Source organism: Kribbella sp. NPDC048915, from assembly GCF_040649595.1.
Classification (GTDB): Bacteria; Actinomycetota; Actinomycetes; order Propionibacteriales; family Kribbellaceae; genus Kribbella.
In genome coordinates, this window is sequence record NZ_JBEZFT010000024.1 from 50304 (window position 1) to 72470 (window position 22167).

Below are 22167 nucleotides of genomic sequence, written 5' to 3' on the forward strand. Positions count from 1 at the left end.
AGGCGCTGAGGAAGGACGGTTGGGATGACTGAATGGGTTCGGCCGGCCGGGACTGCGGCGCGTGACGGGTTCGACCTCGTCGTGCGGCCAGGTGAGGCGGACTGGCATCACAGCGGACTGCTGGTGCGGACCCTGCATCCCGGGCAATCGGTGGAGATCGACACCGGGAACTGCGAATACATCGTCCTGCCGTTGAGCGGCTCCGCCGAAGTGATCGTCGACGGCGAGACCGTCCCGCTCGGTGGCCGTGCCGACGTGTTCGCCGGACCGACGGACCTGGCCTACGTGCCCCGGAACACGACCTTCGCGGTGGTCAGCGCGGGTGGCGCGCGGATCGCGTTCCCGCATGCGAAGGCCGCGGCCGATCACCCGTTCCGCCGGGTCGGGGCCGAGGACGTCGAGACCGAACTGCGTGGTGCCGGCGTCGCGTCCCGGCAGGTCCGCAACTTCGGCACGCCGGGCGTGCTCGACGCGGACTCGATCATTGCCTGCGAGGTGCTGACACCGGCCGGCAACTGGTCGTCCTATCCGCCGCACAAGCACGACGAGCACAAACCGGGAAAGGAGAGTGAGCTCGAGGAGATCTACTACTTCGAGCTGCAACTGTCCGACGACGTCCCGGAAGGTGTCAGGGGCAACGACCCGATCGGGTATCAGCGGGTCTACGGCACCGAGGAACGTCCGATCGACGTGCTGGCCGAGGTACGCAGCGGTGACGTCGTCCTCGTCCCGCACGGCTGGCACGGCCCGGCGATGGCCCCACCGGGCTACGACATGTACTACCTGAACGTGATGGCCGGCCCCGGCGCCGAGCGCCAGTGGCTGATCACCGACGACCCCCGGCACGCGTGGGTCCGCGAGTTGTGGAACTCCCAACATATCGATTCGCGCCTGCCTTTCGGACATACAGGAGAGAACTCATGACGGTGCGTCTCACGGTCGCGCAGGCGCTGGTGCGGTTCCTGAGCGTCCAGTACTCGGAGCGGGACGGGCTGCGGCAGCGGCTGATTGCCGGGTCGCTGGGCATTTTCGGTCACGGCAACGTCGCCGGGCTCGGTCAAGCACTGCTGCAGTCCGAGCTCGAGGACCCGAGGGCGTTGCCGTACATCCTGGCCCGCAACGAGCAGGCCATGGTGCACACCGCGACTGCCTTCGCCCGCACCCGCGATCGGCTCCAGACCTACGCCTGCACGGCGAGCGTGGGTCCGGGCTCGACCAACATGGTGACCGGCGCAGCGCTGGCGACGATCAATCGGTTACCGGTGCTGATCCTCCCTTCTGATGTGTTCGCGACGCGGGTGGCGACGCCTGTGCTGCAGGAGTTGGAGAGCTTCGGTGCCGGTGATGTGTCGGTCAACGACGCCTTCCGCCCAGTGTCGAAGTACTTCGACCGGATCTGGCGGCCTGAGCAGCTGCCGTCGGCGCTGATGAACGCGATGCGTGTGCTGACCGACCCGGTCGAGACCGGTGCGGTGACGATCGCGCTGCCGCAGGACGTCCAGGCCGAGGCCTACGACTGGCCGGAGGAGCTGTTCGCCGAGCGCACCTGGTACGTCGCCCGGCCTTTGCCGGAGGCATCAATTGTCGACAAGGCGGTAGATCTCCTCCGGTCGGCGCAGCGCCCCCTGATCGTCGCCGGCGGCGGCGTGCACTACTCGGGCGCCGAGGAAGCGTTGCGGAACTTCGCCGAGCGGACCGGTATCCCGGTGTCGGAAACCCAAGCAGGTAAGGGATCGCTGCCCTACGACCATCCGCAGGCGGTGGGCGCGGTCGGTGCGACCGGGACCACGGCAGCCAACGCGCTGGCCCGAGAGGCCGATCTGGTGATCGGGATCGGGACTCGCTACAGCGACTTCACGACGGCGTCGCGGACGGCCTTCCAGGACCCGCGGGTGAGGTTCCTGAACATCAACGTGGCGCGCTTCGACGGTGGTAAACATGCAGGCCTCCCAATGGTGGCCGATGCGCGGGAAGCCCTGGTTTCGTTGGGATCTGCGCTCGGCGAGTGGTCCGTGGATGCCCAGTACACCGCGAAGGCCCAGGAACTCACCAGGAACTGGAACGGAACTGTCGACGCAGTTTTCCGGCCCGCCGCCGACGTGACGGAGAAACTCGCCGAAGGACTGCTCACCCAGGGCGAGGTGATCGGTGCCGTGAACGAATTGTCGGCGCCGTCTGATGTGGTTGTCTGCGCGGCCGGCTCGATGCCGGGTGACCTCCACAAACTGTGGCGGCCGCGCGACCCGAAGGGATACCACGTCGAATATGGCTACTCCTGCATGGGCTACGAGATCGCCGGTGGCATCGGTGTGCGCCTCGGTGCACCGGAGCGCGATGTGTTCGTCATGGTCGGCGACGGGTCGTACCTGATGATGTCGAGCGAGCTGGCCACCGCGGTCCAGGAGAACGTCAAGATCATCGTGGTTCTCGTGCAGAACCACGGCTTTGCGTCGATCGGTGCATTGTCGGAGTCGCTCGGTTCGCAACGGTTCGGCACGGCCTACCGCAAGCGCACCGACGACGGCAGGCTCGACGGCGACTACCTGCCGGTCGACCTGGCGGCGAACGTGCGCAGCTTCGGTGTCGAGGTGATCGAGGTCCACAGCCGTCCCGAGCTGGAGAAGGCGATCCAAACCGCGAAGGCGGCGACCGGGCCGATCGCGATCCACGTCACCACGGACCCGCTGATCGGCGGTCCGGACAGCGACTCCTGGTGGGATGTCCCCGTGAGCGAGGTGTCGGAGTTGCAGACCACTCAGGCCGCCTCCGCGGCGTACGAGGAGAGCAAGAAGGCCCAGCGTCCGTACCTGGCTCCGGTCGAGGGGGAGCGCTGATGGGCAGAGTCGACATCGGCACGGCGCCGGACTCGTGGGGAGTCTGGTATGCCGATGATCCGCAACAGGTCCCGTGGACGCGTTTCCTCGACGAGGTCGCCGAGGCCGGCTACACGTGGATCGAGCTCGGCCCGTACGGCTACCTGCCGACGGATCCCGTGCGTTTGAAGGACGAGTTGGACCGACGCGGCCTGACGATGACCGCCGGCACGACCTTCGAACAACTGCATCGCGAGGACGGCTGGGAGACGACCTGGCGGGACGTCGTGAAGACAGCCGAGTTGACGGCCGCGATGGGCGCGCAGCACCTGGTCGTGATGCCGTCGATGTGGCGCGGCGACAACGGCGAGGCCGTCGAGGAGCGGCTCGACCGCGCGGGCCAGGCGCGCCACGGCCGGGCGGTGACCGAGCTGGCGCGGCGGCTCGCGGAAGAGTTCGGCCTCAACACGCAGTACCACCCGCATGCCGACGGCCACGTCGACACCCAAGACACGGTCGAGCGCTTCCTCGAGGAGACCGACAGCGCGTACGTGAACCTGTGCCTGGACACCGGGCACATCAGCTACTGCGGCGGCGACAACCTCGACCTGATCGACAAGTATCCGGACCGGATCGGCTACGTCCACCTGAAGCAGGTGGACCCGAAGATCCTGGCCGAGGTCGACGGTCTGAGCTTCGACGAAGCGGTACGGCGGGGCGTGATGTGCGAGCCGCCCAACGGCGTACCCGAGCTGCCGCCGGTGCTCGACGTGCTGGCCGCGCTCGATGCCGACGTGTTCGCGATCGTCGAGCAGGACATGTACCCGTGCCCACCCGACGTACCGCTGCCGATCGCGCGGCGGACGCTGGCTTATCTCACCGGATGTGGGGGTGGCGGATCGAGATGACGACCACGGGGGTGTGACACTCTCGGGTCCCACGCAAGTCCGCGGAGTAACCGCGGAACACCTGAAAGGCTGGTAGCAAGTCATGGTTCGGTGGCAGAAGAAGGCGGCGGCCGGGGTCGCCGCAGTCGCACTCGCCGCGGCACTGGCCGCGTGCAGTTCCTCCGGCGGTAAACAGGAGGAGCAGAGCTCCGGTGGCAGCGGCGGCAACGTCGCCGACACGCCGCGGATGAAGGTCGCGCTGATCACCCACTCGGGCCCTGGCGACACCTTCTGGGACATCGTTCGGCGCGGCGCGGAAGCGGCCGCGAAGAAGGACAACATCGAGCTGCAGTACTCCGCCGACCCGGACGGTGCGGCCCAGGCGAACCTGGTGCAGACCGCGATCGACTCCAAGGTCGACGGCATCGCCGTGACGCTGAACAAGCCCGACGCGGTGATTCCGAACGTCAAGAAGGCGATCGCGGCCGGTATCCCGGTCACGGTGCTGAACGGCGGCCTCGACCAGTGGAAGTCCACCGGCGCGCTGGGGTACTTCGGCCAGGACGAGCGGATCGCCGGGCAGGCGACCGGTGACAAGCTCAAGCAGCTCGGCGCGAAGAAGGTCATCTGCGTCATTCACGAGCAGGGCAACGTCAGTCTGGAGGCCCGCTGCCAGGGCATCAAGGACCGGTTCGGCAACGTCGAGAACGTCAACGTCAACGGCACCGACCAGCCCGGGACGCAGGCCACGCTGACCTCGAAGCTGCAGGCGGACAAGTCGGCCGACTACGTCGTCGCGCTGAACGCCGGCATCGCGCTGACCGCGGTCCAGGCGGCCAAAGACGCGGGCTCGGCGGCGAAGATCGGCAGCTTCGACATGAGCAAGGAGATGGCCAAGGCCGTCAACGACGGGACCGTCCAGTTCGCGGTCGACCAGCAGCCGTACCTGCAGGGCTACCTCGCGATCGACGGGATCTGGCTCTACAAGACCAACGGCAACACCATCGGCGGTGGTGAGGCGACCCTGACCGGACCGGCGTTCATCGACAAGTCGAACATCGCCGCGGTCCAGAAGTACGCCGAAGCCGGGACGCGCTGAGGTACCACCATGGCATCGACCATCACCTCACCGGTTTCGGCGGACGATCGCGTCTCCGCCCGATCCCTCGCAGCCCGGCTGCTCAGCCGGCCGGAGATCGGGTCACTCGTCGGCGCGGCCGTCATCCTGGTGTTCTTCCTGATCACGGCGCCGCCGTTCCGCGACATCAACAACACCGGCACGATCCTGTACCAGGCCGCGCTGATCGGTGTGATGGCGGTGCCGGTGTCGCTGCTGATGATCGGCGGTGAGTTCGACCTGTCGGCCGGTGTCGCGGTGACGACCTCGGGCCTGACCGCCGGTATCGTCGCCTACCAGTTCAGTCTGAACGTCTGGGTCGGCGTCGGGGTCGCGTTGGTGCTCTCGCTGGCCATCGGCGCGTTCAACGGCTGGCTGCTGATGCGGACGGGGTTGCCCAGCTTCCTGGTGACACTGGGCACCTTCTTCATCCTGCAGGGGATGAACATCGCGGTCACCCGCGCGACGTCCGGCGCTGTCGCCTCGAACTCGATCAGCGACATGGACGGGTTCGGCGCGGCGAAGGCGCTGTTCGCGTCGGAGTTCAAGATCGGCGGCGTGACGATCAAGATCATTGTGGTCTGGTGGATCCTGTTCGTCGCGATCGCCGCGTGGGTACTGCTGAAGACCCAGATCGGCAACTGGATCTTCGCCGTCGGCGGTGACGCGGCGGCTGCTCGCGCCGTCGGTGTTCCGGTGAAGAAGGTGAAGATCGGGCTGTTCATGACGGTCGGATTCTTCGCGTGGTTCGCCGGGATGCAGCTGCTGTTCGTGCAGAACGGCGTGGTGCAGTCCGGCGAAGGTGTCGGCAAGGAGTTCCTGTACATCATCGCCGCGGTGGTCGGCGGCTGCCTGCTCACCGGCGGCTACGGCTCGGTGGTCGGTGCGGCCGTCGGTGCGCTGATCTTCGGCATGGTCCAGCTCGGTGTCGTGTACGCGGGCTGGAACCCGGACTGGTTCAAGGCGTTCCTCGGCGCGATGTTGCTGCTGGCAACCATTGTCAACCTGGTCGTCAAGAAGCGGGCGGAGGCACGATGAGTACGACCGAATCCTTCGCGGGCGAGGCGACCAGCAGCCCGACCGCACCGATCGTCCTGCTCGAGGATGTCGGCAAGGCGTACGGCAACGTGCAGGCACTGCGCGGTGTTTCGCTGGCCGTCCGCCAGGGTGAGATCACCTGCGTGCTCGGCGACAACGGCGCCGGCAAGTCGACGCTGATCAAGATCATCGCCGGCCTGCACGACTACACCTCGGGCCGGATGTCGGTGAACGGCGAGCTGCGGCACTTCAGCTCGCCGCGGGAGTCGCTCGACAGCGGCATCGCGACCGTGTACCAGGATCTCGCGCTGGCTCCGCTGATGTCGGTCTGGCGGAACTTCTTCCTCGGCAACGAGATCACCAAAGGTCCGTTCCGGCAGCTCGACGCGGCGAAGATGAAGCGGATCGCGCAGGAGGAGCTGACCAAGATGGGGATCTCGATCCCCAACCTCGAGCAGCCGGTCGGAACGCTGTCCGGCGGTCAGCGGCAGTGCGTGGCGATCGCGCGGGCGATCCACTTCGGCGCCAAGGTGCTGATTCTCGACGAGCCCACCGCGGCGCTCGGCGTGAACCAGTCCGGTGTGGTGCTGAAGTACATCGTGAAGGCGCGGGACGCGGGGATCGGGGTCATCTTCATCACCCACAACCCGCACCACGCGTACCTGGTCGGCAACCACTTCGTCGTGCTGAAGCTCGGCCGGGTCGCGCTCGACACGCACCGCGCGAACATCACCCTCGAGCAGTTGACGACCGAGATGGCCGGAGGTTCCGAGCTCGAGGCGTTGAGTCACGAGTTGCGCGGGATCGATGCTGGTGTTGTCGTCGATCCGGCGAAGGCCGGGGCTGCGCGTCCGGTGGACGCGCCGGCGACCGAAACGAAGGGGCGGGACGAGACATGAGTGAGCTGCGGGTCGGCGTCGTCGGGGTCGGCGTCATGGGTGCCGACCATGCCGAGCGGATCGCGCGGAAGACCTCCGGTGCGCGCCTGGTCGCGGTCGCCGACGCCGACCAGGAACGGGCCGAGACACTGGCCCGCAGCCTCTCCGAGTCCACCGCAGCACCACGAGCAGCAACACCGGGAGCAGCACCTGGAGCAGCACCGGGAGCAGCACCTGGAGCAGCTGGAGCAGCAGCACCAGGAGCACGCGGTACGGCGGCGCATGGCGAGCGTACTGCGGACGGCGCGGGTGCGGGCGACGCGGCGGCGTGGACGTCGTACGGCGCTGTCCGGGTCTTTCCCGATCCGCTGGAGTTGATTGCGGCGGAGGACGTCGATGCGGTGATCCTGGCCTCGCCGGGGGCTGTGCATGCGGAGCAGCTGTTCGCTTGTCTCGAGCACAACAAGCCGGTGCTGTGTGAGAAGCCGCTGACCATGGACGCCGCGTCCGCGCTGCAGGTCGTCGAGGCGGAGCACAAGCTCGGGCGGCAGCTGATCCAGGTCGGGTTCATGCGCCGTTTCGACCCGGAGTACGTCGCCCTGAAGCAGCTGCTCGACTCGGGCGAGCTCGGACGCACGTTGCTGCTGCACAACGTCCACCGGAACAAGACGTCCACGCCGTCGTTCCGCAGCGAGATGATCGTGCGCGACTCGATGGTGCACGAGGTCGACGTCACGCGGTGGCTGTTCGGCGAGGAGATCACTCGGATCACCGTGCACACCCCGGCGTCGACGAGCCTGGTCGCGGACGGTGTCCACGACCCGCAGCTGGCCGTCTTCGAGCTGGCGAACGGCGCGATGGCCGACGTGGAGGTGTTCGTGAACTTCCAGGTCGGGTACGAGGTCCGCTGCGAGGCGGTCGCCGAGCGCGGCAGCGCGACGATCGGACTGGGATCAGGTGTGATCACCCGCGCCGACGGGAAGTGGGGCGGTGCGATGCCGGCCGACTTCCGGGTCCGGTTCGAGCAGGCGTACGACCTCGAGGTGCAGCGCTGGGTGGACGCCACCGTGCGCGGCGAGTTCGACGGACCGACCGCGTGGGACGGCTACGCCGCGGCGGTGGTCTGTGAAGCCGGTCTGGAGTCGCTGAGCACCGGCAAACCCGTCGATGTGGTCCTTGCCGACCGCAGCAATGTCCTGAGCTGAGTCGGCAGACCCAGCATTCTGAGAGACCCCGGCAGTGAGGAAATATCGTGAGTACTGACATCAAGCGCATCACCCACCTCGTCGGTGGCAGCTCCTGGACCGGCGTGGCCGAGCGGACCGGCAAGGTCTACAACCCTGCTACCGGTCAGGTCACCGGCGAGCTCGACCTGGCCTCGGCCGGCACGGTCGACGAGGTCGTCAAGGTCGCTCACGAGGCGTCGAAGACCTGGGCGCAGACCTCCCTGACCAAGCGCGCGCAGATCCTGTTCGCGTACCGCGAGCTGGTCAACAGCAACAAGGAGCGGATCGCCCGGCTGATCACCGCCGAGCACGGCAAGGTGCTGTCCGACGCGCTCGGCGAGGTGACCCGCGGGCTCGAGGTGATCGAGTTCGCGTGCGGGATCCCGCACCTGCTCAAGGGCGGCTACAGCGAGGGCGTCTCGACCAAGGTCGACGTGTACTCGATTCGGCAGCCGCTCGGCGTGTGCGCGGTGATCTCGCCGTTCAACTTCCCGGCGATGGTGCCGATGTGGTTCGTCCCGATCGCGGTCGCGTGCGGCAACAGCGTGGTGATCAAGCCGTCCGAGAAGGACCCGTCCGCGGCGAACGCGATGGCCGAGCTGTGGAAGGAGGCCGGTCTGCCGGACGGCGTGGTCAACGTCGTGCACGGTGACAAGGAGGCTGTCGACCGCCTGCTCGAGCACCCGGACATCAAGTCGGTGTCGTTCGTCGGGTCGACGCCGATCGCCAAGTACGTGTACGAGAACGCGACCCGCAACGGTAAGCGTGTGCAGGCGCTCGGCGGCGCGAAGAACCACATGATCGTGCTGCCGGACGCGGACCTCGACCTCGCGGCGGACGCGGCCGTGAACGCCGGCTTCGGATCGGCCGGCGAGCGCTGCATGGCGATCTCCGCGCTGGTCGCGGTCGAGCCGATCGCCGACGAGTTGATCGGCAAGATCAAGGAGCGGATGCGCGGGCTGAAGACCGGCGACGGGACGCGCGGCTGCGACATGGGACCGCTGGTGACCAAGCAGCACCGGGACAAGGTCGCCGGGTACGTCGAGGCAGGGGTCGAGTCCGGTGCGGAGCTGGTGGTCGACGGGCGCGCGGGTGACTTCGACGGCGCGGACGAGGGCTTCTGGCTCGGGCCGACCCTGTTCGACAAGGTCACGCCGGACATGTCGATCTACACCGACGAGATCTTCGGACCGGTGCTCTCGGTGCTGCGCACCTCGTCGTACGACGACGCGCTCGACCTGGTGAACTCCAACCCGTACGGCAACGGCACCGCGATCTTCACCAACGACGGCGGCGCGGCGCGCCGGTTCCAGAACGAGGTCGAGGTCGGGATGGTCGGCATCAACGTCCCGATCCCGGTGCCGATGGCGTACTACTCCTTCGGCGGCTGGAAGAACTCGCTGTTCGGCGACACCCACGCGCACGGGACCGAAGGCGTGCACTTCTTCACCCGCGGCAAGGTCGTCACCTCGCGCTGGCTCGACCCGTCGCACGGGGGCATCAACCTCGGCTTCCCGACGCACGACTGATGCGGGTTGTCGATCTCCCTGCCGTGGTGTATCGGGGTGGGGAGATCGGGTGTGCGCGGGGCCTACTGGCGCGCGGTGAGGAGGTCGGCGAGGGTCTTGGCCACCGGGACAGACAGGCCCGCATGGACGAGTTCGGTGCGGTGTACCAGTCGCGGGGTGTTCAACGGGACGGCGGCGAGATTCGGGGTGATCGTTGACGCGGGGAGAACCGCGAGGCCGTGCCCGGCTTCGATCAGCGCCAGGAGGGTGTGCAGGTCGGTGCCGGTGTAGCTGAAGGCCGGCCGGAACCTGTCGGCGCCGACGGCGGCGCTCAACGTCGCCAGCGGTGCGGCGAGGTCGGGGGCGTCGATCCACCGCGCATCCACCAGATCCACCAGATCCACCACCGACAGTCCGCCGTGGGCGGCCCGGGCGCCCGGGGCCGCAGGCGTCGCTGGGCGGGCTAAGGGATGGGGGCGGGGGATGGCCACTGCTAGGTGTTCTTCAGTGGTGGGGATTGTGTGGAGGGAAGCAGTGACTGCGAGCGGAAGCGGGTCGCTGGGGGCGCTGATACCGTCGACGAGGCCGAGAGTATGGAACGTCGTGGCTACTGCTTCGACGACCTCGGCACGGGGGCAGATGGTCAGGGAGAGTTGCGTGCCGGGGTAAGTGCGGCGCGCGGCGGCCAAGTGCGGCGCCAGCGAGCGTGCCGCCAGGGGAGAAGCGGCGACGTCCAGGCGGCTGGGTGGTTCGGCGACGGTACGGCGTACGTCCGCGCGCGCCGCGTCGAGGCGCAGCAGAATCGCGCCCGCGTGCTCCAGCAGACGCTCACCCGCTGGAGTCGGGCTGACCGGGCGGCGGTGCAGGAGCGGCGTGCCCAGGTCGCTCTCCAGGGCCGCGATGTGCTGGGACACGGCGGACTGGGTGTAGCCGAGCCGCTCGGCGGCCGCGGAGAACGATCCGCAGTCGGCCACCGCGACGAAGGTGCGCAACAGATGAGGATCCACGCTGATCAGTATCTCTGATAGGACTTGTAGAGATCATCGTTGGCGCTGATACCCGGGTCGGGCCGAGGATGGACCCGTGAATGCCTACTCCGGACGCCTCGCCTTGGTCGGGGATCGCTCTCCGCACGTTCGCTCGCACGCCCGGCTTCCCGGCCTGCTCAGAGAACTCGAGCAACGCGACCACCTGGATCTCGACATCTACTGGATTCCGACCGACGCCGTGGGGGACGCCATCGCGGGCTTCGACGGCATCTGGTTGCTACCCGGCAGCCCGTACCGCAGCGAGGCCGGCGCGCTCGCGGCTGTCCGTACTGCTCGCGAGCAGGGCATCCCGTTCCTGGGGACCTGCGGCGGCTTCCAGCACGCGATGCTCGAGTACGCGCGCAGTGTCGGCGGTGCGACCGGCGTCCAGCACGGAGAGACGAACCCCGAGGCGGACGACCTGCTGATCGTGCCGTTGCAGTGCTCGCTCGACGGCCACGAGGGCGTCGTACAAACGACACCGGGCACCCGGGCCGCCGAATTGCTCGGCGGAGAACGCTCGATGGAGCGGTATCACTGCTCGTACGGCCTGGACAGCAGCAGACTGGATCTGCTGCGGGACCACGGGATGGTGTTCAGCGGCCACGACGACGCCGGCGAACCACGCATCGCCGAGCTACCCGGGCACCCGTTCTACCTGGCCACGCTGTTCCAGCCGGAGTTGGCCGAAGCCGGCAACAGCGGGCGTCCACACCCGTTCGTCCAGGCGTTCGCGCACGCCGTTGCCGGCCGCAACGATCAGATCGTCGAGGACGGCCGTGGCTCCATGCCGGCGAGTGTGTAGCAGGCGTCGATGAGCTCCATCGTGGCCAACGCGTCGTCCGCGTCGGTGAGCAGCGGGGCACCGTTGCGGACGGCGGACGCGAACGCCTCCAGCTGATACGTGTACGACGTCCGGGTGCCGAGGTGCTCGACCCAGGTGTCCTCCTTGGTCGTCACGATCACCCGGTCGTCGTTCTGCGGCAGCACGAAGAACGGCGCGAAGGCCTCACCGCGGCTGCCGACGACCTTGAGGCTGAACTCGACGCTCTCGGCCGCCATGCTGGTGCGCACCGCGCCGGTCGCGCCGCTCGGGAACTCGAGATCGGCGTTCAGCCACTCGTCCACCCCCGGCATCCGCTTGCGTTCGCCGGCCCGCGCACCGACCAGCGTCGGAGCACCACCGCCGTACGCCGCGAACATGCGCTGCGCATGCAGCGCGTAGCAGCCGACGTCCATCACGGCGCCGCCGGCCAGGGGCAGCGACCACCGCGGGTCCTCGTCCGGGGGCGGGGGCATCACCATGGTCGCTTCGATGTGCTGCAGGTCTCCCAGCTCGCCCTTGGCGACCAGATCCTGCAGCCGGCGCAGCACCGGGTGGTAGGCGTAGTGGAACGCCTCCATGAACACCAGTCCGGACGAGCGGACCGCGTCCCGTACCTGCAGTGCCTCGGCGGCGTTGCTGGCAGAGGGCTTCTCGGTCAGGACATGTTTGCCCGCGGCAAGCGCGCGCAGGTTCCACGGGCCGTGCAGTCCGTTGGCCAGCGGGTTGTAGATCGCTTCGATCTCGGGGTCGTCCAGCAGTTGCTGGTACGACGCATGGACCCGTTCGACACCGTGTTCGGCGGCGAAGGCCTCGGCCCGGTCGGTGTCGCGTGCCGCGACCGCGACCAGCCGCGCGCCGGTCAGCTTGGCCGGCTCGACGATGGCTCGGCCGGCGATCCGGGCTGCACCGAGGATGCCGATCCGCAGCGGTTCCATGCCTTCTCCTTCGTGGGTGGGCCGTACGCATCGGGTACGGCGGGGGCGTCCAGGGCGGTTTCCGCCGGTCAAGGGTAGTCCCGGGGCATCGGCGGAGAACCTGTCATATTGCCTGACGGTCAGGATCGCCGCCCACCGGCTGCCCGTGATCCGGACCCGGTTCTCCGGCCGTTCACCGACTGGCCGCCCGGCGACCGGACCAGACCTGCGCCGGAGGCCGTGGTCGGGCAGGTCTGATCAAATCCCCGGAGTGGGTCGACGGATTCCGGTCCAGCCTTCAGGATGTGCCCATGAACACCGTCCAGGTGCAGGTCGATCGGAACAGCCGTACGCCGTTGCACGTACAGCTCGCGCAGCAGCTCGAGGCGGCCATTCAGGGCGGTGAACTGCCCGTCGGATCCCGGCTGAGCAACGAGGTGGACCTGGCCGAGGCGTACGGGCTCAGTCGGCCCACCGTGCGCCAGGCGATCGCCCGCCTCGTCGACCAGGGTCTGCTGGTCCGCAAACGCGGTGTAGGCACCCAGGTGGTCGGCAATTCCGGCCAGGTCCGCCGTTCGCTCGAGCTGACCAGCCTGTACGACGACCTCACCGCGGCGCATCGCAAGCCCGCGACCGACGTACTGCGGTTCGGTGTCTCGCCTGCGACGGCAGAGGTCGCCGCCGCACTGCAGTGCGAGGAGGGCGACCGGGTACTGCGTCTGGAGCGCCTGCGCCGTGCGGACGGCGAACCGCTCGCACTGATGCGCAACTGGCTGCCGCCGGACATGCTGGAGACCGACCCGGCGACACTGGCGGAGCGGGGCCTCTACCAACTGCTGCGCGCCGAGGGGGTCCGGTTGAAGGTGGCGCACCAGACGATCTCCGCCGTACCGGCCACAGCAGAGCATGCGCGGCTGCTGGCGGAGGAGCCTGGTTCGCCGCTGCTGGCGACCACGCGGATCACGTACGACGACCACGGCCAGCCGGTCGAGTACGGCGCACACCTGTACCGGGCCAGCCGCTACTCGTTCGAACACACCCTCGTGCACCGCTGAACCCCGCCCAGGGCGGCGCTCGAACGGCGCTGTAGCTTTCGATAGCTTTCCATGCCGCAGGCAACCAGCGCCGTCCGAAAGGGCCTGGTGCGGGCGATTGCAACAAGCTGCAATTTTCTGGACCGGGCCGTGACCTGATCGATACGGTGAGTGAGCCTGTGGCATGTCACGGTTATCCACAGGCGCAGGTCACGCGAGTGGCGCGGGTGCGCGGGAGTTGAAAGGATGGGCGCGGATGGTGACCGAGCGTGGTCGCCGAACGGTACGCACACGGGGAGAGCGATGACTGCGGACAGGCTCGATGCGCACCGCTCGCCATGGGTCAGCGCCGTCGAACTGATCGATGCGCAGGTGCGTGACGTGGTCCGCCGGGAAGGTATCGACCCGCTGCGCGACCCGGGTGCGGTGAACGCGATCGTCGCCACCGTCGTCCGGGAGTACGACGAGCGCAGCCTGACCGGTGTGGTGCCGCCGATCGGTGACGTGGAGGCGGTCAGTCGTGAGGTGCACGACCGTGTGGCCGGCTTCGGCCCGTTGCAGCGGTATCTGGACGATCCGTCGGTCGAGGAGATCTGGATCAACGAGCCCAGCCGGGTGTTCATCGCCCGCGAGGGCCGGCACGAGCTGACCACGACCGTGCTGACCGAGGAAGAGGTCAGCGATCTGGTCGAGCGGATGCTGAAGACGACCGGGCGCCGGATCGATGTCTCACAGCCGTTCACCGACGCGCGGCTGCCCGACGGCAGCCGCGTGCACATCGTGTTGGGCGGCATCACCCAGCGCTACGCGGCGATCAACATCCGGAAGTTCACCGTGCGGGCGACGCGGCTGAGCGACCTGGTCCAGCTCGGTTCGCTCACCCCGCACGCCGCCGCGGTGCTCGAGGCGTCTGTTGCCGTCGGCCTCAATGTGCTGGTTTCCGGGGGCACGCAGGCCGGAAAGACCACGATGCTGAACGCGTTGGCCGGTTCGATCCCCGGCAGCGAGCGCGTGATCAGCTGCGAAGAAGTCTTCGAGATCAAGCTGCCGATTCCCGACTGGGTGTCGATGCAGACCCGCCAGGCCGGTCTGGAAGGGACCGGCGAGGTACGGTTGCGCGACCTGGTGAAGGAGTCGCTGCGGATGCGGCCGTCCCGGGTGATCGTCGGCGAGGTGCGCGGCGAGGAGTGCCTCGACCTGCTGCTCGCGCTGAACAGCGGCCTGCCCGGCATGTGCACCATCCACGCGAACTCCGCGCGCGAAGCACTCACCAAGATGTGCACGCTGCCACTGCTGGCGGGCGAGAACATCGGCTCCCGGTTCGTGCTGCCGACGGTCGCCGGTTGCGTCGACATCGTCGTACACCTCGGGATCGGTGCGGACGGTCACCGGCGGGTGCGGGAGATCGTGGCGGTCACCGGGCGGGTCGAGGACCAGGCGATCGAGACCGAGACCTTGTTCGGGACCTACGACGGGTACCTGCGTCGCGCGGAAGGGCACCTGCCGCATCCGGAGCGGTTCCAGCAGGCCGGATACAACGTGGCCGGGCTGCTCACCGAGTTGCCGCGTGGGGTGGCGGGCTGATGGGGCTGCTGATCGGAATGTTCTTCGGGGTCGGGCTGCTGCTGATCATCGCGGCGTTCGTCGCCCCGGCCGAACAAGGTGCCGGCGCGGACGGTCGTCTGCGTGGCAAGAGCCGCGATCTGCTCGCCGCCGCCGGCATCGAGGGCGTGACGCCGGGGGCGTTCATCGGTGCATGTGTGATCACGGGTGTGGTGGCTTTCCTGCTGATGCTCGCGGTGTCCAGGACGTTGCCGGTCGGCCTGATCTTCGGGCTGATGGCCGGTTGGCTGCCGATCGCGCTGGTGCGTGCTCGTGCGCGTCGGCGGATCGCCGAGTTCCGGGAGCTGTGGCCTGATGTCGTGGACAACATCGCGTCGGCCGTGCGCGCCGGGCTGTCGTTGTCCGAGGCGTTGGCGCAGGTCGGTGAGCGTGGTCCGCTCCAATTGCGGGAGCCGTTCCGCCGATTCGGTGCGGACTACGCGTCGTCGGGCCGGTTCGCGGAATCGCTGGATCTGTTGAAGGCGCGGCTGGCCGACCCGGTCGGCGACCGGGTCGTCGAGGCGCTGCGGATCGCGCGCGAGGTCGGCGGTGGCGATCTCGGCCGGTTGCTGCGGTCGCTGTCGACGTTCCTGCGCGACGACGCGCGCACCCGGTCCGAGCTGGAGTCCCGGCAGTCGTGGTCGGTGAACGGCGCACGGGTCGCGGTCGCGGCGCCGTGGCTCGTGCTGGCGATGCTGTCGTTCCAGGGCGATGTCATCCAGCGGTACAACTCGCCGTTGGGCGCGGTGATCATCGGCGCCGGTGCGGTGATCTGCGTGCTCGCGTACCGGTTGATGCTGCGGATCGGCCGGTTGCCCGAGCCCGAGCGGGTGCTGCGATGAATCCGATGCTGGTCGGTGGTTTCCTCGGCGCGTTGCTCGCGGTCGGCGTGCTGCTGTTCGTCGTACGGATGCCGTTCCTGCGCAAACCCTCCGTCGACGAGCGCATCTCGCCGTACCTGCGTGATCTCGGCACTCCCGACGTGTTCGTCGGTGTGGTGGACTCGCGGTCGCCGATCTACGCGATCCTGCGGCTGTTCGGTCCGTCGCTGCGATCCGCCGCGCAACGCCTCGAGCGGATCCTCGGCGGCGCAGGCACGATCCGGCGCCGCCTGCAACGCGCCGGGCTGGAGCGGACGATCGAGGAGTTCCGCATCGAGCAGTTGCTCTGGGGGACGCTGGCGTTCGGCGGCGGCCTGGTGATCTCGATCGTGGCGACCGCGTTCGGCCTCGGCAATCCGGTCGGCATGCTGGTGTTCGCCCTGATCCTCGGCGTCGTCGGAGTGCTTGCCCGGGACACCTATCTGACCAGCCAGGTACGCCGCCGCGAACGCCGCCTGCTCAACGAACTGCCGACTGTGGCCGAGCTGCTCGCCCTGTCGGTCGCTGCGGGTGAAGGTCCCGCGGCCGCCCTCGACCGAGTCGCGCGCGCCTGCCGCGGCGAGCTCGCCGAGGAACTGAAACGTGTCCTGGCCGAGACCAGGGCAGGAGAAACGCTGGTCCGTGCGCTCGACGCGCTCGCGGACCGAACGGGGTTGCTGGCGCTCTCGCGCTTCGCGGACGGGTTGGCGGTGGCGCTCGAGCGCGGTACCCCGCTGGCCGACGTACTGCGGGCGCAGGCCGGCGACATCCGGGAAGCAGGGCGCCGCGAGCTGATCGAGTCCGGTGCGCGCCGTGAGGTCGCCATGATGGTCCCGGTGATCTTCCTGGTCCTGCCGGTGACCATCGCTTTCGCCTTCTACCCGGGCGCTGTCGGAATCCGGCTGATCGCCGGATGAACTGAGGAGAGGTCATGTCCCTGTACCTGACGAGACTGTTCGTGGCGTTGCTGCTGAAGCCGCGTCCGGCGCACAAGGAGCGCGGCGACGTGCCCGGCTGGGTGCTGATCACCGTGATGACCGCCGGTCTGGTCGTCGCGATCTGGCAGCTCGCCGGCAAGCAGCTGGCCGAGATGCTCTCGGACGCGCTGAGCTCGGTCACCAACAAGTAATGCGCGTTCGCGGCGAGCGCGGGTCGGCCGTCGTCGATTTCGTACTGGTCTCGACGCTCCTCGTGCCGCTGTTCCTCGGCATCCTGCAGGTCGGCCTGTTCCTGTACGTGCGCAACACCGTGACCGCCGCAGCCTCCGAGGGCGCGCACTACGCCGCCGTCCTCAACCGCGGACCGGCCGACGGTGCCGCGCGGACCCGCGACCTGATCGACGGCGTCGTCGCGGACGGACTTGTCGACTCGGTCACCGCGGACGCGACCACCGTCGCCGGACAGCCCGGTGTCGAGGTGACCGTTCACGCCCACATGCCGCCGCTCGGGTTGTGGGGTCCGGGGATCGCGTTCACGGTCCGAGGACATGCCGTGAAGGAGACCGGCGAGTGAGGCGCCGGCGGGACGAGCGGGGCAGCGCCGTCGTGGAGTTCTCCTGGCTGGCGATCCTGCTGATGGTGCCGTTGGTGTACATGATGCTCGGCGTGTTCGACGTACAGCGGGCGTCGTACGGCGCGACTGCTGCAACTCGAGCCGCCGGACGCGCGTTCGTGATCGTGCCGGACGGGGTGTCCGAGGACGAAGCGCGGGCGCGCGCGTTCACGGCGGCGCGGGTGGCGATGGAGGACCAGGGCATGGAACTCGGCGAGAACGAACTCTCGATCAGCTGCAACCCGGCCTGTCTGCAGCCGGCGTCGACGGTGACGGTCACGCTCGAGACCAAGGTGCGGTTGCCGCTGATCCCCGACGCGCTCGGCGGTGAGCCGCCCGCGATCCGGATCAGCGCCGCGCACACCGAGGCGTTCGGCGACTACCGCCAGGCGAAGGGCGACGGATGAGCGGGCTCGTCCAGCGCTGCCGGCGGGGCGAGCAGGGTCAAATGACGGTGCTCATCGTCGGGTTCACCGTGGTGATTTTGTTGATGGTTGTCGTGGTCACCGACATTTCGAAGGTATTCCTGGTTCGCCGCGGCCTGGACGCGACCGCGGACGGCGCCGTACTCGCCGCGGCCAACGGTCTGGCCGCGGTGTATGCGCAACCCGGAGCGGGCAGCAACGCCGCGATCGATCCCGAGCAGGCGCGTCAGCTCACCGCGGAGTACCTGGACGACGTTGCTGCCGGCAACAGGTTCGACAACCTCGACTGGGCTGTCGACGTCGAGGGCACAACAGTCACGGTTCGCCTGACCACTACAGCGACGCTGCCGTTCCGCCCACCCGGCTTCCCCGGCACAGCCGACATAGCCTCCGAAGCCGCAGCCGTAGTCCCCATCCGCTGACCCCAGAGCCACCAGCCGAGGCCGACAGCATCGAGCGCCGCCGACCCCCGCCCTGACACAAGCCGGGGGTTTGGACATGCAGAAGTGAGTCCGCGCAGGTCGCCGGGACCTTGGACAACCGGTGGTGGGTGTGAACAGCCGGTGGTGGGTGGGGCATGTCCGGTGGTGGGTGTGCATGACCGGCGGTGGGTGTGCACGACCGGCGGTGGGTGTGAACAGCCGGTGGTGGGTGGGGCATGTCCGGTGGTGGGTGTGCATGACCGGCGGTGGGTGTGAACAGCCGGCGATGGGTGTGGACAGGTTATTTCGGGTGTTGAGGCCCCGGTTCTTGTTCACACCCCCGAGTGGTGGCGCGGGATGGGGCACGTGCGGCGAGGGCACGCGCGGCGAGGGCGCGGGGCGGAGGTTGGTAGGTGGCCTTGGGTGGTGCGGGTGGCGCGGGTGGCGCGGGTGGTGGTGGGGGTCCGGGCGTGAGCGGCCGGATGTGGGGCTGGGGTGCGTCGGCCGCGTGGGGTTCGGCATTGGTGGTGGGTTTGGACCCGTACCGGTGGGTGTGGACAGGTCATTTCGGGTGTTGAGGCCCCGGTTCTTGTTCACACCCCCGAGTGGTGGCGTGGGCAGGTGGTGGGTGGGTGGCCTTGGGGCCGCCAGTTGGTGTTGGCGGCTCGGGTGGGGTCAGGTGAAGAGGTGGGGGTGGTCGGTCAGCCAGGTGGTGAAGGGGCGGGGGGTGTGGGTGGTGAGGAGTTCTACGCCGGGTTCGATGGGGGCGGGGGTGCCTACGCGGGAGGCCCAGTAGGCGAGGAGGGTTTCGCGTTGGCCTTCGTCGCGCGTGGGCATTTCGGCGCGGGCCTCGTCGGGGGTCAGTTCGACCGCTTCGATGGGTACGCCGGTGACCTCGGTGATGAGTTTGATCTGCTGCCGTCGCGTCATCGACTCGGGGCCGGTCATCGGGTAGCCGCGGCCGTCGTGGATGCTGCCGGGGCCGTCGAGGAGGACGCGGATCGTGGCGTCGGCGATGTCTTGTTCGTGGATGGGTGCTTCCTCGGCGTCGAGGTACGGCAGGCGGATCTGGCCGGTGGCGCGCACCTGGTGCGCCCAGTACTTCGCGTTGCTCATGAATGCGCCGGGTTGCAGGCGGGTCGTTGCGTACGACGCGTTCGCGATCACCTGCTCGGTCCGGGCATGCGGGTCGGTGGGGCCGCCGAGGGCCGACAGCGACGAGAGCAGGACCACCTGTTTCACGCCGGCTGCCTCGGCCGCGGCGACAAAGGCGGGGGCCGTCGAGGGGTCGGAGTACAGGAAGACCTGGCTGATGCCGCGCAGGGCGGGCGACGGGTCGGCCGGGTCGTAGGCGACGGCCGATGGGAGGGCGGAGGGTTCGCGGCTGGCGACGCGGACGTCCTGTCCGGCGTCGACGAGTCCGGCAGTGACGGCGCGGGCGATCGCGCCGCGGCCGCCGGTGACGAGGATTGTCATTAGATAGACTCCAAACATGTAGTGACTACAATAATGAAGGCAGTAAAACAGATCCGCTACAGTCCGTGCAATGGAGATCGAGGAGTTGTCGCGGCGCGAGCGGAAGAAGCGGCAGACCCGCCAGGCGATCTCGGATGTGGCGACCGCGCTGTTTCTCGAGCGCGGGTTCGACGCGGTGACGGTTGCCGAGGTGGCCCGCGCGGCGGATGTCGCCGTACAGACCGTGTTCAACCACTTTCCGGCCAAGGAGGATCTGTTCTTCGACGAGCCCGAGTGGTGGATGGGACCGGCGCGGGCGATCCGGGAGGCGCCGCGGGAGGCGGATCCGGTCGAGGTGCTCGAAGCGCAGTACCGGGCGAGTACGCGGGAACGGCTCAAGGTCGGGCATCTGGCCACCTGGAAGCAGTTCGTCCGCACGATCGAGGGCAGCCCGGCGTTGCGGGCACGCCGGAGTTTCAACGCCGAGCAGCTGGAGCAGCGGCTGACCGAGGCACTCGAGGAGCGCGCCCCGGATCACCTGCGCAACCGCCTGATTGCCGCTCTGTACGCCGCGGCGCAGAAGGTGCTGGAGGAGCGGCTGATGGCCGTTCTGCCTGACAATGCCACGCCGGAACAGCTCGCTCAGGCCCAGACAGAGCTGGAGCGGGCGATCACCGAAGTCTTCGCCGTTCTTCGCCGCGGGCTCGGCTGAGCTAAGCTGCTTGGTTGTGGCTGGACTGGATTTTGACGCGGAGCTGAAACAGCTCGACGCGACGATGACCTCGATCGAGAAGGTGATGGATCTCCCTGCGCTGCGCAAGGAGATCGACGAGCTCGGTGAGCAGGTCGCTGCGCCCGATCTCTGGGACGACCAGGCGAACGCGCAGAAGGTGACGTCGCGACTGTCCAGCTTGCAGGCCGACGTCGAGCGGGTGACCGCGCTGCGCGGCCGGCTCGACGACATCGGGGCCCTGATCGAGCTCGGCCGCGAGGAAAACGACGCGGACAGCCTGGCCGAGGCGGAGAAGGAGATTGGGTCGGTCGCCAAGGCGATCCAGTCGCTCGAGGTCCGCACGCTGCTGTCCGGTGAGTACGACGAGCGCGAGGCGCTGGTCACGATCCGGTCCGGCGCCGGCGGTGTGGATGCCGCGGACTTCGCCGAGATGCTGCAGCGGATGTACCTGCGCTGGGCCGAGCGGCACGGGTACGCCACCGAGGTGTACGACACGTCGTACGCCGAAGAGGCTGGGATCAAGTCGACCACGTTCGCGGTCAAGGCGCCGTATGCGTACGGCACGCTGAGTGTCGAGTCCGGGACGCACCGCCTGGTGCGGATCTCGCCGTTCGACAACCAGGGCCGTCGGCAGACGTCGTTCGCGGCGGTCGAGGTGGTGCCGGTGCTCGAGCAGACCGATGAGATCGACGTCCCGGAGGAAGAGCTGCGGATCGACGTCTACCGCTCGTCCGGCCCGGGTGGCCAGAGCGTGAACACCACCGACTCCGCGGTCCGGATCACGCACATCCCGACCGGCACCGTGGTCTCCTGCCAGAACGAGAAGTCCCAGCTGCAGAACAAGGCCAGCGCGATGGTCATCCTGAAGGCCAAGCTGCTCGCGCTGAAGAAGGCCGAGGAGCGGGCTCAGCTGGACGCATTGCGCGGTGACGTGGCCGGCTCGTGGGGCGACCAGATGCGCTCGTACGTCCTGCACCCGTACCAGATGGTGAAGGACCTGCGGACGCAGTACGAGTCCGGGAACACCTCGGGTGTGTTCGACGGTGAGATCGACGACTTCATCGAGGCCGGCATCCGCTGGCGCCGCACCGGCCAGACGGTTGCCGAGCAGAACTGACCTGCGCGCCGACTGCGGTAGCTGTTTCGGCCTCTGCTGTATCGCGCTGACGTTCAGCAGATCCGCGGACTTCGCGATCGACAAGTCCGCGGGTGAGGCCTGCCCGAACCTGGACGGCGACCACCGCTGCACGATCCACAGCAGGTTGCGCGACGAGGGATTCCCGGGCTGCACCGTCTACGACTGCTTCGGCGCGGGGCAGGCGATCTCGCAGCGGCTGGGCACGCCAGGCCCGCAGATGTACGCCGCACTGCCGATCCTGCGCCAGCTGCACGAGCTGCTCTGGTACCTCACCGAGGCGCTGGAGTACTCCGACCAAGCACAAGCGGCCATTGACCGGGTAGAGGCGGTGAGCCGTACGCCGGATCTCACCAGCGTCGATGTCGATTCGGAGCGCGCGGTGGTCAACGAGCTGCTGCTGGAGACCAGCCGGCAGGTACGCGGCAAGCAGCCGAAGTCGAAGGAGCGCCGCGGCGCGGACCTTATCGGAGCCCGCCTCCGTGGCGCCGACCTCGCGAAGGCGAATCTGCGCGGCGCCTACCTGATCGGCGCCGATCTGCGCGGCGCGAACCTCCGCCAGGCGGACCTGATCGGTGCCGACCTGCGGGACGCCGATCTGCGCGGCGCCGACCTGACCGGGGCGTTGTTCGTCACCCAGTCGCAGGTCAACGCCGCTCGCGGCGACGCCAAGACGCTGCTCCCGGCGGGTCTGACCCGTCCCGCGCACTGGTAG

General features: G+C 68.5%; 23 protein-coding genes. 20 read left to right on the forward strand and 3 right to left on the reverse strand.

What is annotated here, in order from left to right; translation table 11 throughout:
* Positions 1-24 precede the first annotated feature (24 nt).
* The 8 genes from iolB to AB0B82_RS15510 all read left to right on the forward strand — a co-directional run bounded on the left by iolB (position 25) and on the right by AB0B82_RS15510 (position 9488).
* Entirely contained in the window at positions 25-924 is a 900-nt protein-coding gene (gene iolB, locus AB0B82_RS15475; protein ID WP_360167577.1) for a 5-deoxy-glucuronate isomerase, read from the forward strand.
* A complete protein-coding gene (gene iolD, locus AB0B82_RS15480; protein WP_360167580.1) occupies positions 921-2834 on the forward strand; it encodes a 3D-(3,5/4)-trihydroxycyclohexane-1,2-dione acylhydrolase (decyclizing) in 1914 nt (637 codons plus the stop codon). Before iolB ends, iolD begins: the two co-directional genes overlap by 4 nt.
* Complete coding sequence (locus AB0B82_RS15485; protein ID WP_360167583.1) at positions 2834-3721, forward strand: TIM barrel protein; 888 nt, start codon at positions 2834-2836, stop codon at positions 3719-3721. The genes iolD and AB0B82_RS15485 overlap by 1 nt, the downstream gene beginning before the upstream one ends.
* Before the next feature lie 82 nt (positions 3722-3803).
* Positions 3804-4799: a sugar ABC transporter substrate-binding protein gene (locus AB0B82_RS15490; RefSeq protein ID WP_360167586.1), complete on the forward strand. Its 996-nt coding sequence runs from the start codon at positions 3804-3806 to the stop codon at positions 4797-4799.
* A 9-nt stretch (positions 4800-4808) separates the two neighbouring features.
* Complete coding sequence (locus tag AB0B82_RS15495; RefSeq protein ID WP_360167589.1) at positions 4809-5855, forward strand: ABC transporter permease; 1047 nt, start codon at positions 4809-4811, stop codon at positions 5853-5855.
* On the forward strand, positions 5852-6754 hold the full coding sequence (locus tag AB0B82_RS15500) for an ATP-binding cassette domain-containing protein (protein ID WP_360167592.1): 903 nt from the start codon (positions 5852-5854) through the stop codon (positions 6752-6754). Before AB0B82_RS15495 ends, AB0B82_RS15500 begins: the two co-directional genes overlap by 4 nt.
* Positions 6751-7938 carry a Gfo/Idh/MocA family oxidoreductase gene (locus tag AB0B82_RS15505; protein ID WP_360167595.1) on the forward strand — a complete coding sequence of 396 codons (1188 nt, stop codon included), beginning with the start codon at positions 6751-6753 and terminating at the stop codon, positions 7936-7938. Before AB0B82_RS15500 ends, AB0B82_RS15505 begins: the two co-directional genes overlap by 4 nt.
* 47 nt (positions 7939-7985) lie before the next feature.
* A complete protein-coding gene (locus tag AB0B82_RS15510) occupies positions 7986-9488 on the forward strand; it encodes a CoA-acylating methylmalonate-semialdehyde dehydrogenase (RefSeq protein WP_360167598.1) in 1503 nt (500 codons plus the stop codon).
* 62 nt (positions 9489-9550) lie between these two features.
* On the opposite strand, the gene AB0B82_RS15515 is transcribed toward AB0B82_RS15510, so the two are convergent.
* Positions 9551-10474, reverse strand: a complete 924-nt coding sequence (locus AB0B82_RS15515) for a LysR family transcriptional regulator (RefSeq protein ID WP_360167601.1) — start codon at positions 10472-10474, stop codon at positions 9551-9553.
* Between the two features lie 76 nt (positions 10475-10550).
* Here AB0B82_RS15515 and AB0B82_RS15520 point away from each other — a divergent pair, with 76 nt between their 5' ends.
* A complete protein-coding gene (locus AB0B82_RS15520; protein WP_360167604.1) occupies positions 10551-11300 on the forward strand; it encodes a hypothetical protein in 750 nt (249 codons plus the stop codon).
* Here the strand turns inward: AB0B82_RS15520 and AB0B82_RS15525 are convergent.
* Positions 11255-12256, reverse strand: a complete 1002-nt coding sequence (locus AB0B82_RS15525; protein ID WP_360167607.1) for a Gfo/Idh/MocA family oxidoreductase — start codon at positions 12254-12256, stop codon at positions 11255-11257. The genes AB0B82_RS15520 and AB0B82_RS15525 overlap by 46 nt on opposite strands.
* Before the next feature lie 290 nt (positions 12257-12546).
* Between AB0B82_RS15525 and AB0B82_RS15530 the strand changes: the two genes are divergently transcribed.
* The 8 genes from AB0B82_RS15530 (at position 12547) to AB0B82_RS15565 (ending at position 18129) form a co-directional block, all read left to right on the forward strand.
* Positions 12547-13290: a GntR family transcriptional regulator gene (locus AB0B82_RS15530; protein WP_360167610.1), complete on the forward strand. Its 744-nt coding sequence runs from the start codon at positions 12547-12549 to the stop codon at positions 13288-13290.
* A 282-nt stretch (positions 13291-13572) separates the two neighbouring features.
* Positions 13573-14853: an ATPase, T2SS/T4P/T4SS family gene (locus AB0B82_RS15535; protein ID WP_360167613.1), complete on the forward strand. Its 1281-nt coding sequence runs from the start codon at positions 13573-13575 to the stop codon at positions 14851-14853.
* Positions 14853-15713 (forward strand): type II secretion system F family protein, encoded by an 861-nt coding sequence (locus AB0B82_RS15540; RefSeq protein ID WP_360167616.1) that lies wholly within the window; start codon positions 14853-14855, stop codon positions 15711-15713. The genes AB0B82_RS15535 and AB0B82_RS15540 overlap by 1 nt, the downstream gene beginning before the upstream one ends.
* Positions 15710-16648 carry a type II secretion system F family protein gene (locus AB0B82_RS15545; RefSeq protein ID WP_360167619.1) on the forward strand — a complete coding sequence of 313 codons (939 nt, stop codon included), beginning with the start codon at positions 15710-15712 and terminating at the stop codon, positions 16646-16648. Before AB0B82_RS15540 ends, AB0B82_RS15545 begins: the two co-directional genes overlap by 4 nt.
* A gap of 14 nt (positions 16649-16662) precedes the next feature.
* Positions 16663-16860, forward strand: coding sequence for a hypothetical protein (locus AB0B82_RS15550; RefSeq protein ID WP_360167622.1), 198 nt, complete (start codon positions 16663-16665; stop codon positions 16858-16860).
* Positions 16860-17243, forward strand: a complete 384-nt coding sequence (locus tag AB0B82_RS15555; RefSeq protein WP_360167625.1) for a TadE family protein — start codon at positions 16860-16862, stop codon at positions 17241-17243. Before AB0B82_RS15550 ends, AB0B82_RS15555 begins: the two co-directional genes overlap by 1 nt.
* Complete coding sequence (locus tag AB0B82_RS15560; protein ID WP_360167628.1) at positions 17240-17689, forward strand: hypothetical protein; 450 nt, start codon at positions 17240-17242, stop codon at positions 17687-17689. Before AB0B82_RS15555 ends, AB0B82_RS15560 begins: the two co-directional genes overlap by 4 nt.
* 41 nt (positions 17690-17730) lie before the next feature.
* Positions 17731-18129: a pilus assembly protein TadG-related protein gene (locus AB0B82_RS15565; RefSeq protein WP_360167631.1), complete on the forward strand. Its 399-nt coding sequence runs from the start codon at positions 17731-17733 to the stop codon at positions 18127-18129.
* A gap of 675 nt (positions 18130-18804) precedes the next feature.
* Here AB0B82_RS15565 and AB0B82_RS15570 read toward each other — a convergent pair.
* The gene (locus AB0B82_RS15570) at positions 18805-19605 is read right to left on the reverse strand and encodes an NAD(P)H-binding protein (RefSeq protein ID WP_360167634.1); all 801 of its coding nucleotides are present in this window, start codon (positions 19603-19605) and stop codon (positions 18805-18807) included.
* Between the two features lie 70 nt (positions 19606-19675).
* On the opposite strand from AB0B82_RS15570, the gene AB0B82_RS15575 reads away from it, so the two are divergent.
* Genes AB0B82_RS15575 through AB0B82_RS15585 form a run of 3 tightly spaced genes read left to right on the forward strand, consistent with a single transcriptional unit; the run spans position 19676 to position 22167 of the window.
* Complete coding sequence (locus tag AB0B82_RS15575) at positions 19676-20296, forward strand: helix-turn-helix domain-containing protein (RefSeq protein WP_360167637.1); 621 nt, start codon at positions 19676-19678, stop codon at positions 20294-20296.
* Positions 20297-20312: 16 nt separating this feature from the next.
* Positions 20313-21434 (forward strand): peptide chain release factor 2, encoded by a 1122-nt coding sequence (gene prfB, locus AB0B82_RS15580; RefSeq protein WP_360167640.1) that lies wholly within the window; start codon positions 20313-20315, stop codon positions 21432-21434.
* Complete coding sequence (locus AB0B82_RS15585; protein WP_360167643.1) at positions 21418-22167, forward strand: pentapeptide repeat-containing protein; 750 nt, start codon at positions 21418-21420, stop codon at positions 22165-22167. Before prfB ends, AB0B82_RS15585 begins: the two co-directional genes overlap by 17 nt.

Excerpts from the sequence above, each read along its gene's own strand:
- iolB (WP_360167577.1), top strand. The coding sequence starts at position 25 with ATGACTGAATGGGTTCGGCCGGCCGGGACTGCGGCGCGTGACGGGTTC.
- iolD (WP_360167580.1), top strand. The coding sequence starts at position 921 with ATGACGGTGCGTCTCACGGTCGCGCAGGCGCTGGTGCGGTTCCTGAGC.
- AB0B82_RS15485 (WP_360167583.1), top strand. The coding sequence starts at position 2,834 with ATGGGCAGAGTCGACATCGGCACGGCGCCGGACTCGTGGGGAGTCTGG.
- AB0B82_RS15490 (WP_360167586.1), top strand. The coding sequence starts at position 3,804 with ATGGTTCGGTGGCAGAAGAAGGCGGCGGCCGGGGTCGCCGCAGTCGCA.
- AB0B82_RS15495 (WP_360167589.1), top strand. The coding sequence starts at position 4,809 with ATGGCATCGACCATCACCTCACCGGTTTCGGCGGACGATCGCGTCTCC.
- AB0B82_RS15500 (WP_360167592.1), top strand. The coding sequence starts at position 5,852 with ATGAGTACGACCGAATCCTTCGCGGGCGAGGCGACCAGCAGCCCGACC.
- AB0B82_RS15505 (WP_360167595.1), top strand. The coding sequence starts at position 6,751 with ATGAGTGAGCTGCGGGTCGGCGTCGTCGGGGTCGGCGTCATGGGTGCC.
- AB0B82_RS15525 (WP_360167607.1), bottom strand. The coding sequence starts at position 12,256 with ATGGAACCGCTGCGGATCGGCATCCTCGGTGCAGCCCGGATCGCCGGC.
- AB0B82_RS15530 (WP_360167610.1), top strand. The coding sequence starts at position 12,547 with ATGAACACCGTCCAGGTGCAGGTCGATCGGAACAGCCGTACGCCGTTG.
- AB0B82_RS15535 (WP_360167613.1), top strand. The coding sequence starts at position 13,573 with ATGACTGCGGACAGGCTCGATGCGCACCGCTCGCCATGGGTCAGCGCC.
- AB0B82_RS15540 (WP_360167616.1), top strand. The coding sequence starts at position 14,853 with ATGGGGCTGCTGATCGGAATGTTCTTCGGGGTCGGGCTGCTGCTGATC.
- AB0B82_RS15545 (WP_360167619.1), top strand. The coding sequence starts at position 15,710 with ATGAATCCGATGCTGGTCGGTGGTTTCCTCGGCGCGTTGCTCGCGGTC.
- AB0B82_RS15550 (WP_360167622.1), top strand. The coding sequence starts at position 16,663 with ATGTCCCTGTACCTGACGAGACTGTTCGTGGCGTTGCTGCTGAAGCCG.
- AB0B82_RS15555 (WP_360167625.1), top strand. The coding sequence starts at position 16,860 with ATGCGCGTTCGCGGCGAGCGCGGGTCGGCCGTCGTCGATTTCGTACTG.
- AB0B82_RS15565 (WP_360167631.1), top strand. The coding sequence starts at position 17,731 with ATGACGGTGCTCATCGTCGGGTTCACCGTGGTGATTTTGTTGATGGTT.
- AB0B82_RS15570 (WP_360167634.1), bottom strand. The coding sequence starts at position 19,605 with ATGACAATCCTCGTCACCGGCGGCCGCGGCGCGATCGCCCGCGCCGTC.
- AB0B82_RS15575 (WP_360167637.1), top strand. The coding sequence starts at position 19,676 with ATGGAGATCGAGGAGTTGTCGCGGCGCGAGCGGAAGAAGCGGCAGACC.